Origin of the sequence: Tyzzerella sp. An114 (genome assembly GCF_002161055.1) — a bacterium.
In the GTDB taxonomy this organism is placed as follows: domain Bacteria; phylum Bacillota; class Clostridia; order Lachnospirales; family Anaerotignaceae; genus Fimicola; species Fimicola cottocaccae.
The window spans coordinates 1-14665 of sequence record NZ_NFLT01000026.1 but is presented as its reverse complement, the minus strand read 5'-3'; the positions used below and the strand labels follow the sequence as shown (position 1 = coordinate 14665).

Annotated in this window: 15 protein-coding genes and 1 pseudogene; all 16 read right to left on the bottom strand. The window is 30.1% G+C overall.

Annotated features, from left to right (window positions below; genetic code table 11):
• Positions 1-104 (bottom strand): annotated as a pseudogene (locus B5E58_RS14015) (transketolase); the annotation flags it as partial.
• A 40-nt stretch (positions 105-144) separates the two neighbouring features.
• Positions 145-759: a YgjV family protein gene (locus B5E58_RS12270; RefSeq protein WP_088109947.1), complete on the bottom strand. Its 615-nt coding sequence runs from the start codon at positions 757-759 to the stop codon at positions 145-147.
• 12 nt (positions 760-771) lie between these two features.
• The gene (gene deoC / locus B5E58_RS12265) at positions 772-1440 is read right to left on the bottom strand and encodes a deoxyribose-phosphate aldolase (RefSeq protein ID WP_088109946.1); all 669 of its coding nucleotides are present in this window, start codon (positions 1438-1440) and stop codon (positions 772-774) included.
• A 42-nt stretch (positions 1441-1482) separates the two neighbouring features.
• Complete coding sequence (deoB, locus tag B5E58_RS12260) at positions 1483-2673, bottom strand: phosphopentomutase (protein WP_088109945.1); 1191 nt, start codon at positions 2671-2673, stop codon at positions 1483-1485.
• A 2-nt stretch (positions 2674-2675) separates the two neighbouring features.
• Entirely contained in the window at positions 2676-3383 is a 708-nt protein-coding gene (locus B5E58_RS12255; protein ID WP_143597269.1) for a Crp/Fnr family transcriptional regulator, read from the bottom strand.
• Positions 3384-3421: 38 nt separating this feature from the next.
• The gene (locus B5E58_RS12250) at positions 3422-4696 is read right to left on the bottom strand and encodes an amidohydrolase family protein (protein ID WP_088109944.1); all 1275 of its coding nucleotides are present in this window, start codon (positions 4694-4696) and stop codon (positions 3422-3424) included.
• Between the two features lie 17 nt (positions 4697-4713).
• A complete protein-coding gene (locus B5E58_RS12245) occupies positions 4714-5526 on the bottom strand; it encodes a purine-nucleoside phosphorylase (protein WP_088109943.1) in 813 nt (270 codons plus the stop codon).
• A gap of 415 nt (positions 5527-5941) precedes the next feature.
• A complete protein-coding gene (locus B5E58_RS12240) occupies positions 5942-6958 on the bottom strand; it encodes a zinc-dependent alcohol dehydrogenase (RefSeq protein ID WP_088109942.1) in 1017 nt (338 codons plus the stop codon).
• A gap of 26 nt (positions 6959-6984) precedes the next feature.
• Positions 6985-7746 (bottom strand): SDR family NAD(P)-dependent oxidoreductase, encoded by a 762-nt coding sequence (locus B5E58_RS12235; protein WP_088109941.1) that lies wholly within the window; start codon positions 7744-7746, stop codon positions 6985-6987.
• 35 nt (positions 7747-7781) lie between these two features.
• Entirely contained in the window at positions 7782-8720 is a 939-nt protein-coding gene (locus tag B5E58_RS12230; protein WP_088109940.1) for a sugar kinase, read from the bottom strand.
• Between the two features lie 22 nt (positions 8721-8742).
• A complete protein-coding gene (locus B5E58_RS12225) occupies positions 8743-9708 on the bottom strand; it encodes a bifunctional 4-hydroxy-2-oxoglutarate aldolase/2-dehydro-3-deoxy-phosphogluconate aldolase (RefSeq protein WP_088109939.1) in 966 nt (321 codons plus the stop codon).
• 19 nt (positions 9709-9727) lie between these two features.
• On the bottom strand, positions 9728-10678 hold the full coding sequence (locus tag B5E58_RS12220) for a C-terminal binding protein (RefSeq protein WP_088109938.1): 951 nt from the start codon (positions 10676-10678) through the stop codon (positions 9728-9730).
• A 25-nt stretch (positions 10679-10703) separates the two neighbouring features.
• Positions 10704-11984 (bottom strand): TRAP transporter large permease, encoded by a 1281-nt coding sequence (locus tag B5E58_RS12215; protein ID WP_088109937.1) that lies wholly within the window; start codon positions 11982-11984, stop codon positions 10704-10706.
• A gap of 4 nt (positions 11985-11988) precedes the next feature.
• Complete coding sequence (locus B5E58_RS12210; RefSeq protein ID WP_088109936.1) at positions 11989-12489, bottom strand: TRAP transporter small permease; 501 nt, start codon at positions 12487-12489, stop codon at positions 11989-11991.
• Entirely contained in the window at positions 12490-13536 is a 1047-nt protein-coding gene (locus B5E58_RS12205; protein ID WP_088109935.1) for a DctP family TRAP transporter solute-binding subunit, read from the bottom strand. It abuts the gene before it with no gap.
• A gap of 337 nt (positions 13537-13873) precedes the next feature.
• On the bottom strand, positions 13874-14581 hold the full coding sequence (locus B5E58_RS12200) for a FadR/GntR family transcriptional regulator (RefSeq protein WP_088109934.1): 708 nt from the start codon (positions 14579-14581) through the stop codon (positions 13874-13876).
• Between the last annotated feature and the right edge of the window lie 84 nt (positions 14582-14665).

Sequence of the window (14665 nt, the reverse complement as noted above, 5' to 3'; positions counted from 1 at the left end):
GCTGAAAGTGAACCGCCTGGATGTCCTGATTTTGCACAATAAACAGCTGTTAAAGCGTCTTTACGAACTTTATTTGCTATCTTTTTTAATTCTGTTTTGTCCATAATAACCTCCCAAAATAATATAAAACATATAATCTAATTATTATAATATTTTAACATATTTATCTTTTTCTTTTATAAATCCCATCTTACAAAGGTAATCTTTATGAACTTCTGAATCTTCTTCCATAAAAACAACTTTATTAATTCCTTTTTCTGTCAGTTTAGAAAATAAATACTTACCAACAGAACAATCTCTATATGTTGGTATTGAATAATCCAAAGAAATTTTTGCTGTATTATCACCTATATTTTTCCCAATCATTACGCCTACCGGACAACCTTTACAATAGACAATATATACTAAATCTTGGTTCATAATATCGTTTTTAAATTTAGGAAAATATTTCATAATATCATTATAATAGTAGTTTATCATGTAGCTAAGCATACTATCATTAATATTGCCGTCTGCAATCTCAAAGCTTTGCTCTTTTTTCATAAGTTTTCTCAAATTGTAGATATTAATTGCAACAAGACACAAATTCATAAGTGCAGTTGGATAAGATTTAATAATAAGCGCATAAACTGCAAATATTCCACTTCCTATAGTATTTACTATTCTTATTCTAATAACAGATGACATCAACATAGATACAACAACTAATATTGAACCTATATATCCTACTGCCTCAATAATCATAGAAATATTATTCATTATGTCCCCCTATTAATATCCTACACCTGTATCTGTATTTTTTAAAATTTTAACTAAACGGCTTGTTCCAAGTCTACTAGCCCCAAGTTCAATAAATTTTTCTGCATCATCAAAAGATGAGATACCTCCTGCAGCTTTAATTTTTACATTTTTACCTACATGTTCTTTCATAAGTTTTACATCTTCAAAAGTCGCTCCTGCACTAGAAAAACCAGTAGATGTTTTAATAAATTCTGCTCCTGCATTAGTAACAACTTCACACATTTTAATTTTCTCTTCTTCTGTAAGAAGGCAAGTTTCAATAATTACTTTTAATATTTTTCCATCACAAGCTTCATGTATCTGACGTATTTCGTTTTCAACCTCATCATATTTTCCATTTTTTACTTGACCAATATTAATAACCATATCAATTTCAGATGCTCCATTTCTAATAGCATCTTTAGTTTCAAATACTTTTACTGTTGTTGTGTTATATCCATTAGGAAAACCTATTACAGTACAAATAGGTAATTTACCTTGTACATATTCAGCGGCTTGTTTTACATAAGATGCAGGAATACAAGCAGATGCTGCACCATATTTAATTCCATCATCTAAAATTTCACGAATATCATCCCATGTAGCTGTTTGTCCTAATAATGTATGGTCAACATAACTTAATACTTCTTTTTTATCCATAATAAATAATCCTTCTTTCTATACATTTTTGAACTCTAAACATCAGCATAACTTTTCTAATATTGAACTGCCAATTGTGCCTTCTGGCATTTCACATCCAAAATTATCTACAACAGTAGCACCTATTACAGCAAATGTATTCATATCTTCTAATTTTCCTGAATTTTTCATAGATGGAGAATATGCTAAAAATGGTACTTTTTCTCTTGTATGGTCTGTTCCTGTGTATGTTGGGTCATTTCCATGGTCTGCTGTAATAATAAGCAAATCATCATCTCTCATAAATTCAAGAAGTTGTCCTAATTTTTCATCAAATTTTTCAATTTCATGGGCATATCCTTCTACATCCCTACGATGTCCCCATAATGCATCAAAATCTACTAAATTAACAAAACAAAGTCCTTCAAAATCTCTTTTTGCTATTTCTATTGTTTGTTCCATTCCATGTACAGAACTTTTAGATTTATTTGATTCTGTTAATCCTTCACCATCAAAAATATCAAAAATTTTACCTACTGATATAACATCAAAACCAGCATTTTTTAATACATTTAATGCAGTAGGACCATAAGGCTTTAAGGCATAATCATGACGATTACTAGTTCTTTTAAATTCACCTTTTTTATTTCCCACATAAGGTCTTGCGATTACTCTACCAACTTTCCATTCATCCTTCATTGTAATTTCACGAGCAATTTCACAACAACGATATAATTCATCTAAGCCAAATGTTTCTTCATTACCACAAATCTGTAATACAGAATCAGCAGATGTATATACAATCATATGACCTGTGGCGATTTCTTCCTCTGCTAATTCATCAAGAATTTCTGTTCCGCTTGCACTTTTATTTCCTATAATCACACGACCTGTTCTTTTTGATAATTCGTCTATTAATTCTTTAGGAAATCCATTCTCTGTAAATGTCTTAAATGGTTTAGTAATATGTAATCCCATAATTTCCCAATGACCAGTCATTGTGTCTTTTCCATTACTTGCTTCGTGTAATGATGCATAATATCCTAATGGTTTATCTACTGGGTTTACTTGTTTTAATTTATGAAGATTTGCCATACCAAGCTTTTGTAAGTTTGGAATACAAAAATTTTCCATATTTTGAGAAATATGTCCTAATGTATCTGATCCAACATCACCATAATCAACAGCATCTGGCATAGCTCCTATGCCAAGTGAATCCATAACTATTACAAATATACGCTTATATCGTTTCATTATTATTTATCTCCTTTTAGCTTTCTATATTGTTCTTCTGAGATTGTAATTTTACCATTTTCTATAAAAATCAAATTATCTTTTTCAAGACTTGCAATACATCTTTGCACACTTCTATAATTAAAACCTATTCTGTCAGCTATTTCTACTTGGGTTTTTGTAATCTTATAAATTTTAGAATTATAATCAACTCTACTTTCATAAGATTGTATTAGATATGCAATAAGACGTTCTTTGCAATTCATAAATATATATGTTCTTTCGTTTTTTTTCTCAGCAGTTAATATTGCAGTTATATTTTGAAGTCTTAAAAGTAAAGCATTTTTATCTTGTTCTACCCATTGTAAATAATAATAAGATGGTATTGCTAAAAATTCACATTTTTCTGCTGTTTTGATAGATGCACAGTATTCCTTCATACCAGCAAACACTTCAAAGTCACCTATTACATACATATGTGTAAAGTCCATAAAATAAAATGGGTGTCCTTCTCTTTGTTGGTCAACACCAATTACTTTTCCAGACAAAATTATATAAACCATATCACATGGAGTTTCAGCTTGAAGAATATATTTGTCTTTGGCAACTTTTTTATAGTTTATCGCTTTTATAACTACATCTGGAACATGTTTAAATAAAAGAGATAAGTATTCATTTCGTTCGCCTTTAAATTTGTTTATCATTTCTAATAATTCTTGTTTAGATTCCATAATTATCACCTCAGACAAATATATTCTTAATAATTAAACTATTTTCCAAACACCTTATTTCCAGCAACAAATTTAGCTATAATATACTGGTCTTGTGCAAGATAAATATATCTTTCTAAACGTTCTTTTAATTCTAATTCACGTGCACTTTTTATAGAAGTATCATCAATAACAACTGCATCAAATTCATAACCTTCTTCAAAACTACCTACTTTTCCAAAAAATTCTCCGCCACCTTTTGTTCCAAGGTAAAAAGCTTCATCAATATTAAGTGGTAATAAAGATTGGTCAACTAATCTCCAACGGAGTTTAGAACATTGAATTGCCATTGCCATTGCATTAAAAATTGATAATGTAGAACCTGCCGCTATGTCACTTCCAAGACCAATTTTAAGTCCCTTTTCAATATAAGTTCTTATTGGAGCAATACCGGAGGATAAGTTTGTATTAGACTCTGGACAATGAGCTACAAAAACATTTTGTTTTTTCATAAGCTCAATTTCATCATCATTACTATGAACACAATGTGCCATAATTGTTGGGCAGTCTCCTCCAAACATATTGTATTTATAATATGCTTCACCATAAAAATTTGTATCTGGACAAAGATCTTTTACCCACTCAATTTCTCCAATATTTTCTGACAAATGAGACTGTACTGGAAGTTTGTTTTCTTTCTGGATTTCTGATAAACTTTCCATTAATTTATCAGAACAAGTAGGAATAAATCTTGGAGTTAATATAGGTTTTATGTTTTTTAAGTCTTTTACTTCTTCTATCCATTTTTTTGTGTCTTCAACAGCTTGATTTACACTTTTTTCACACAAATATTCCGGAGAATTTCTATCCATATTAACTTTTCCTACATAGCCACACATTCCTGCATTTTCCAATTTTTTCATAAGCTCAGATGTTGCTTTGTGGTGTATTGTACCAAATATACACGCTCTTGTAGTTGCACTATATTTTAAATCTTCAACAAATATATCATAAGCCTTGTTTGAATACTCCTCATCTTCATACTTTGCTTCTTCCACAAATGTGTGAGTATTTAACCAGTCTATTAATTCCATATCCATTCCAAGACCGCGAAATGTATATTGTGGTGCATGCATATGAATATCAACAAGTCCTGGAATAACTAACTTTCCAGAATAGTCATAACAAGGAACCATTTCATAACATTTTGGTAATATTTTATAAACTCCTGCACATAATCCATCTTTACACACAACATAACTATCTTTGCTAACTACAATTTTATGTATATCTTTACTATAACATATATCTCCCTTAATTGCATAAATTTCCATTGTATTTATCTCCTAAATTAGATATTATATATAATTTCTGTTATTAACTCTTTAAAAGACTTAGAAACTTTATCTGCTGTTTCTTGTACTTCTGTATGATTTAATTTTTCTTTAGAAATACCAGCTGCCATATTAGTTATACATGATATACCACATACTTCCAATCCCATATGACGAGCTGCCATAGCTTCACAAGCTGTACTCATACCAACAGCATCTCCACCCCATATTCTTGCAAGTCTTACTTCAGCAGGTGTTTCATAATTTGGTCCTGTAAACTGTACATAAACACCTTCCTTAATGTCAATATTACATTTTTTTGCACAACTATGTATTATATTTTGAATACGTATACTATAAACTTCACTCATATCTGGAAATCTTGTTCCTAATTCATCTATATTAGGCCCTATTAATGGACTTGGTATGCCTGTAGTTATATGGTCTGTAATAATCATAAAATCGCCAGGTTTAAATGTTTCATTTACACCACCAGCTGCATTTGTTAATATTAATTTTTTTATACCAAGCATTCCCATTAATCTTGTTGGTAATACAACATCTGTCATATCATATCCTTCATAATAATGTACACGACCTTGCATTGCTACAACTGGTACTGTACCTATATATCCAAATACAAAACGACCTTTATGTCCTTTAACAGTGGAAACTGGAAATCCTTCAATATCTGTATATTCAACAACACTTTCAACTTTAATTTCTTCTGCATAATCTCCAAGTCCAGAACCTAAAATCAAACCTACCTCTGGTTTAAAATCAACTTTTTCCTTTATACTTTCAAAACATTTCATTAACTTATTATACATACTTCTCTTCCTTTCTAAATATATCTCTTCAATTTACTGAGGTTAATCCTCTGTTCTTGTATAATTCTATCAAAAAAAATTTTTGCTCTAAACGACAATTGTCGTGATTTGACCATTTATTTATATTTCGTAGTTTTAGACAAGTTGAGTACTTGTTTTTTGTACAAAATATCCTATTAATGATTTTTTTACTCTGTATGTTTTTGGTCTATTTCTCTCCTAGAGTAAAATACATATTAAATTATACTTTTATTTATCAAAATTAAATTGTAAATAAAAATGCGTAACAGATAATAATATCTCTTACGCAATAAAATTAAACTGTTGCAAATTTTTATCAAACATAAAAAAGACCTACAAACAATATTTTTTGAAGGTCTTTAATATTTAAACTACATATTTTATTAATAATAACTCAACATTTTATAAGAACTTTAACAGTTATTTCATTTTTATCATTAATCAAATCAAATACATTTTCAGATTTTTCAATAGGTAATATGTGTGTAACTACACTTTCCAATTCTTTTTCTATTTCTTTTGCATATTCAACAGCTTGACCAAATTCTCGTTTTGTATAAACTCTACTACCAACAAGAGTTTGTTCTTTAAAATTCAAGTCCTGCAAATTAACAGCATGAGGAATTTTATGTACCCCTGTCATACATATTGTTCCACCTATTCTACATAACTTTGTCATTTGTAAAGCAGATATTTCCGCACCACTACATTCAAAAACTATATCTGTACCAACATTATTGGTTTGTGCATTTATATATTCAATAATATCTGTTTTTGCAGAATTAATTGTTTCAAAGCCCATATCTTTGCAAATTTTAAGTCTGTTTTCATCTATATCAGATATAAATATACGTGATGCACCTGAATGTTTAAGTACAATAGCTGTAAGTATACCTATTGGTCCAGCTCCTGTTATTGTTACAGTATCTAAAGTTTTGAAGTTTGATTGATGCATAGTTCTAATAATAACAGCTAAAGGCTCTATAACTGATGCTGCTATATCAGATAAATCATCATCTAACTTAAATAACACATCTTCATCACAACATACATATTCAGCAATTCCGCCATCTATATCAATACCTATAAGTTTCAATGTTTGACATACGTGAGGTGTTCCATTTTCGCAAGGAAAACAATGTCCACATGATATTAAAGGATAAGCACAAACTCTATCTCCTAAATTAAATTTGCCACTACAATTATTTATTTTATCTATTGTACCTATAAATTCATGACCTAATATTAAAGGTGCTTTTGCTCTTGGATGTTTTCCGGAATATATACCTATATCAGAACCACATATTCCACAATATGATACTTTTATTCTAACTTGACCTTCTTTCGGTTCTGGCGTTGGTTTATCAAGAACTTCTACTTTTTGGGGAGCTGTATAAACAAGAGATTTCATATTATTTCCTCCATTCTTATGTACAATTATTTTACAAGATATCCACCATCAACAGGTATCACTGCACCATTAACATAATCTGATGCAGATGATGCTAAAAATACTGCACAACCTTTCATATCATCTCCATTTCCCCATCTTTTTTGAGGAATACGGTTTGTAATTTCAATATATCTTGGATTATCAGGATTTGTAAGAGCTGTATTCATATCTGTATCCATATATCCTGGTGCTATACAATTAACATTTATACCTTTCGATGCCCATTCATTACAGAACGCTTTTGTCATTTGAGTAATTCCGCCCTTTGATGCAGAGTAAGCCGGAACATTGAAACCACCAAAGAAAGCTAACATTGAAGAAATATTTATAATTTTACCTTTTTTGTTATTACTAATAAATTCTCTAGCTGCTAACTGACATAACTCAAAGGGTGCATTGAGATTTACATTTAAAACTTCATTCCAATCTTCCAAAGGAAAATCCTCACTATTATGACGTCTCTGAATACCTGCTGCATTTACAAGGATATCCAACCCCTTCATCAAATCCAAAGACTCTTTAAATGCTTTATGTCTATTTTCTGATTTTGATAAATCAGCTACGACTCCATGACATACATATCCTTTATTGCAAAATTCATCAGCTAATTTATATACTTTTTCGTTACTTCCTATAATAGTTACTTCTGCTCCTGCTTCCATAAGACCTTCGGCAATACCCTTCCCAAGGCCTCTTGTTCCACCTGTGACAAGAGCTTTTTTGCCGACTAAACTAAAAATATTCATAATTTATGCCTCCTATTTATACAGCAATATAATTTTTATCTGTTCATAAAATTATATAATTCTGTTGGAGTTGGCAATCCTTCATTATCACCTATATTCATTACTTGTATTGCACCTATGGCATTACCTCTTTTAGCACAATCATATATATCAAGTTTTTCCAAATATCCACTTATAACTCCAACAGCAAAACCATCTCCGGCTCCTACTGTATCAACAACTTTATCAACTTTAAATCCGTCTACAATTTTTATATCATTTTTATAACTTACATAAGCACCATTTGAACCATTTTTTATTACAACAAAATCTATACCCATGTTATGATAAATTTCACATATTTTTTCTTTATCTTCTGTATCTAAAAGTATTTTACATTCTGCTATTCCTGGAAGTATAAGATTTGAATATGAAGACAATTCATTTATAACTGTTTTCATTTCCTCTGTGCTTTTCCATAAATTAGGTCTTAAATTAGGGTCAAATGTTATAAAAATGCCCTTTTCTTTTGCCTTTTTTGCTAAATGGAAAGTAGCAGCTCTTGCAGTTTCAGAAAGAGCAGGAGGTATACCTGTTATATGAATTAAATCAACATCATCTAAATTTATTTTGTCAATATCCTCAATAGATATATGAGAAGCTGCAGAACCTTTTCTGTAATAAGGTGCATAAGGGTCACTTCCATCAGTTACTCTATTTTTAAGCTGTATACCTGTTTTATAAACATCGTCATACATTACAAAAGATGTTCCTATACCATTTGACTTTAATTTATTTTCTATGTAATGACCAAAAGGGTCATCTCCCAATTTTGTTATATATTCAACTTCATGTCCCAATCTTGAAAGACCTATTGCCACATTAACCTCAGCTCCAGACATACTTCTTGTAAAATGTTCAACATCTTCAAGTTTTCCTGTTGTATCTGCTATTAAAAGTGCCATAGGCTCTCCTAATAATATAACTTTTCCCAATTTCAACACCTACCCTATTTTATTACTTATTCTGAACAAGATGTATTGCAAAGCCACCTATTTCTTCTTTCATATATACAAGCCTTAAATTGCCTTTTTCATCAAAAGATTTAGTTTCTTCTAAAAATTCAACACCTTTTTTCTCTAAATAGACTTTAGCTCTGCTTACTGAATTTGTTGATATAGCAATATGACCTTTTGTACCTAAATATGGTGTCTTTAAAAGTTCCATATATGTATGTGAAAATATTGAACCTGTATTTTCGTTAGCTTCAAATCCAAAAAGTTTATCAAACACATTTGCTGCCTCTTTAGCTGAAAATTGATTGTCAAAATTTATTCCTATATGGGCAAGTTTAAAATCAAGCATTTTATATACTGCTATTTCTGTAAGTTTTTTAATAGTATCAAAATCATTATCATCAATAGCTTTCTGTGGTATCATCCATGTTCCACCGCAGGCAAATATTGCTTCATTCTTTAAGTAATCATTTATATTATTCTCATTAATACCACCTGATGGCATAAAACGAATATTGCCATATGGAGCTGATAATGCTTTTATCATTTTAATTCCACCTGATATTTCAGCTGGGAAAAATTTTACAACATCAAGACCATATTTTATAGCTTGCTCTATATCACTAGCATTTGAACATCCTGGTATTATAGTAACATTATTATCTACACAATATTTAACAATATCAGGATTTAATCCTGGACTTACAATAAATTCAGCTCCTAATTTTACTGCAATATCTACTTGCTCTGTCGTTAAAACAGTTCCTGCTCCAACTATCATTTCTGGAAAATTAGTTTTAAATATTTTTATTGCTTCAGCAGCAGCCTCTGTTCTAAATGTAATCTCTGCACATGGAAGACCACCTTCACAGAGAGCTTTTGCTAAATCAACAGATTTTGAAACATCATCTATTTTTATTACAGGAACAATTCCTATTTCTGATATTTTTTTAATTATTTCATTCATATAGCTTACCTCTTTTATATTAGTCTAAATTATTAACAGGATAATGTACCTTCTCACCATTTGCAAAACGAACAGATTCTTCAGCAACTTTTCTCTTTAATTCATGAGAAGCCTCTTCTGAATACCATGCCATATGAGGAGTAACAATGAAATTATCATGTTTAAATATTGATGAATTTACAGGCATAGGCTCTAAACTCATACAGTCAATGCCAGCTCCTGATATTTCTTTATTTTTAAGAGCTTCCTCCAAATCTTTTTCGTTTATAATTCCGCCTCTTGCAACATTTATAATCACAGCAGAATTTTTCATTTTTTTAAACACTTCTTTATTAAAGAGATTTAAATTATTATCTGCTGGACAATGTATTGAAATAGCATCTGATTTTTCAACAAGTTCATCAAAACTTACAGGTGTTATATATGATGTCTCCTCTGTCTGTTTAAAATATGGGTCATAGCCTATAACTTTAAATCCTAAAGAATGAGCACGTTTTGCAAAACATCTTCCAATTCTTCCTAAACCTACAACGCCCACTGTCTCCTCACTAAATCTATGTATTGGAACGGATTTCAAATAATCCCATTTTTCTTTCTTTGTATATTCGTTCATAAGTACAATTTTACGTTTTAACACCATAAGTAATGCTATTGCATGGTCTGCAACTTCGTTCATACCATAATCAGGAACATTACAAACTTGAATATTGTGTTTTGTTGCAGCTTTAAGGTCTATTGTGTCAACTCCAACACCATAGCGAACAACAAACTTTAAAGATGGTATATTTTTCATAACTTTTTCTGTTATATGTGCATATTGAATTATTAAAATTTCTCCATCTTTACACTGTTCTATAACTTCATCTTCTGTTTTTGCGTTTTTTAAAATAACTTCAAAGCCAGCTTTTTCAAAGACTTCTTTCTCTATGTCTATATCATTATGGTCACAATCTGTAATATATATTTTCATTTTAAAATTCCTCCTAAATCAGTTTTTATAATAATAAGCTAGGTAATATTGTACTTATAACAGGTATAAATGTTATAAGTAATAAGTCTATAATCATAACAATTATAAATTTTATAATCCCCGAACATACTGTTTCCAAACTACTTTGTCCAACTCTTGATGCAACAAAGAGATTTATTCCAAGAGGTGGAGTTATAAATCCAATAGCAAGGTTTACTACCATAATAATTCCGAAATGGATAGGGTCTACACCAAACTGTAAAGCTACAGGAAGTAATATAGGTGCAAGAACCATCATGGCTGGTGTTGTATCCATAAAACAACCTACTATGAGAAGTAATATATTTATAAGTATTAATATTAATATCTTATTATCTGTGAAATTTAAAATTCCGCTTGTTATCATATCAGGTATTTTTTCTATTGTAAGAATTCTTGTGAATGCAGTTGCACAACCTATAATAACCATTGTTGTTCCTGTTGTATTACAAGCATTTCCTATTGTTCCAAATATGGATTTTAAATCAAATTCTCTGTATATAAAGGCACCACATATAAAAGCATATACAGCAGCAACAGCAGCAGCCTCTGTTGGTGTAAATATACCTGCATAAATACCACCAAGTATAATTAATGGATTTATAAGTGCCCATTTAGCGTCCCATATTGCTAATAATTTTTCACGGATTGTATATCTTTTTTCGTCACCTTTCCAACCATTCTTTTTGCAATATATATATGAAATTATTATTAAAGACACACCTATTAAAATTCCTGGTAAAAATCCTGCCATAAAAAGTGCACTTATTGACACACTTGTTGATACTCCATATATAACCATAGGAATACTTGGCGGAATAACAACACCTATACTTCCCGCAGTGGCTATCAATGCAAGTGTAAAACTTTTACTGTATCCCTTTTCAAGCATTGTAGGAATAACCATTGAACCTATGGCAGCAACTGTTGCTGGACCTGAGCCTGATACAGCTGCAAAAAACATACAAAGAACTACTGTTACTGTTGCAAGTCCACCTGTAAATCTTCCAAGAAATACATTACAAACATTTAATAAACGTTTTGATACTCCACCAGCTCCCATAAGTTCTCCAGCAAGTATAAAGAGAGGTATAGCCATAAGAGGGAATGAATCGGCACTGGTAACTAACTGTTGTACTATATAAAGGGAGCTAAGTCTACCATCTGCAAAAATAGCACATAATGAAGATAAACCAATAGCAATTCCAACAGGTACATTTAAAATTAAAGTGATTACTAACGATATAAATAATACTCCTGCTACCATTTATTTATTCAACCTCCAATTCTTTTTTATCATGCAAATGTTCAACTCTATACCAAACAGCTTGTATTTGTCTTATTACTACAAGAGCAAATCCAACAACTGGTGCAAGATTTATATACTGTAAAGGTAATCCTAAAGCTGGTGATGTTTTTCCAAAAAGCCACTGTTTATATGTGAGCTCTATACCTGTAACAACTATGTAGGCTGCAAATACAAGAACCAAAAGTTCTCCTATAATAACTACATAAGGTTTTATTCTATCTGGAAATAATTTAAGAGCAGCATCAATTTTTATATGTTTCATAAGTTTACAACCGTAAGCCACACCTATATAAATCAGCCATATAAAGCAATATCTTGCAAGCTCCTCTGACCAAGAAAGAGAATTGTGAAAAATATATCTCATAATAACCTGTATAAATATTATTATTGTCATAACAGACATAAGTGTCACACACAATGTTTCTTCAAGATAATTATCAAGAAAATTCAATACTTTTTTCACTTAAAATCCCTCCTGTTCTCTATATGAATTTAATTCCTCTAACATTTTGTCAAAATATTCTGGGTTTTTCATAGAAGCTTTAGCTACACCGAAAACATCTGCATCTTCCATTATTTTTTGGAATTCCATTTTTTGTTCATCTGTAAGAGTATTGATTTCACATCCGTACTTTTTCATTTCTTCAATACCTTTTTCTTCTTCTTCAGCAGACAATTTCAACTGATATTCGGTAGCCTCTTCCATAGCTCTGTTTATAATATCTTTCTGTTCTTCTGTTAAAGCATTATATTTATCTGGGTTCATAAGCACAACATATGGTGTGTATACATGCTGTGTTAAAGAAATGTATTTTTGAACTTCATAAAAACGATTACTATAAATTATACCTAAAGGATTTTCCTGTCCATCAACTGTGTTTTGCTGCATAGCTGTAAATAATTCAGAGAATGCCATAGGAGTAGGATTTGCACCTATTGCTTTCCATGCTTTTAAGTGTATAGGATTTTCCATTGTTCTAATTTTTTGTCCTTTACAATCAGCAGGTGTCTCAATAGGATGACTATTATTTGTATAATTACGAAAACCATTTTCCCACATAGCCATATGTTTAAGTCCTAAATCCGAAATATTATTAAGCATTTCTTTAGCCGTTTCACCATTAAAACCAATATCATAAACTTCCTGTGCATTTAAGAATAAATATGGTGTATCATAGAGATAATAGTCTTTATTTAATGTTGATAATGAACTTGTTGAACATACTGCAATATCTATATCTCCGTTCTGTACACCTTCTGCAACTGTTTTGTCATCACCAAGTACATTATCCTGAAATAAATCAACTGTTATTTTTCCATCAGAATATTCATTGACAAGTTCCTGAAATTTTACGCCTGCTTCTTTAGCAGAATTAGAAGTTACATTTGAAAATATAAGGTTAACTTCTTCTTGTGTTTTATATTTACTACTTGTTCTTGTCAATCCAACACCCAAAGCTATTGACCCAACTATAAGACATATTGTAATAATCTTATTTTTTTTGTTCATTTTCTTTCCCCCTAATCAACATATTATTTTTAATACAATGTCTTAAATAAATATTGCACCTCCCAAACATCTGATTAATTTTTATATTAATATTATAGTTTAGAAGGTGAAATTTGGCAATATCTTATATTATTTTCTCTTTTAAGCCTTGTTTTTTATATATTTTTTGTACATTAAGCATAATTTTAACCCAAAATACATCAGATGTCTTTAAAAAAACAAAAAAATAAATCAGATTTTAAAAGTTAATTTTTCTTTAAAATTGCCCTTAAAATCTGATTTATATTATATCAATTATATGTCTGATGTATTTTATTTACAAAATATATATTTCTTATTATATATCTTCAAATTTCTGTTTTCTTTCAATTTCTTTTATTATATATATTCTATTTTCACTTATATGTGCAGACATTGCACTTCTAGCACCAATAGTATCACGTCTTTCAATAGCTTCAACTATTTGATTATGAAATACAATAGTAGTATCTGATAATCTTTTATTTGTCATTTCTATTGTCATACCTATTGAATGATATATTATAGGAATAAGTTTAGCTATAATTCTATTTTGGGTTGATTGTGCTATAAGCTGATGAAATTTTGCATCTTCCTCAGAATGATTTAAACCGTGATTAATCATATGTATAACTTTCTTATTTTGATTTTTAATAGCTATTATATCACTTTCTGTGGCGTTTTTCGCTGCCATTGCTGCACTTTCAGGTTCTAAAATCATTCTTATATCTAAAAGTTCTAAAGCTACACTTTCATCATTTCCGATTAAAGCAATACCTAAAGGGTCAGAAACAACTCCCTGTTTTTGTGAAATATAAGTACCAGCACCTCTCTTTATAGTAACTATATTTCTTGATTCAAGAATTTTTACCGCCTCTCTTACAGTACTTCTACTTACATTTAAAGATTTTGCTAGTTCATACTCATTAGCAAGTCTATCTCCTGGCTGTAAATGACTTTCTCTTATGATTTTAATTATTTCTTCAGCTGTATTTTGAGAAAGAGATACACCTTTTTTATACCCCATTATAAGTGTCCCTCCTTATAAATTATAAATATAATTATATTATCAAATTATAATATATAATTATAGCTAAAATATACTATATAT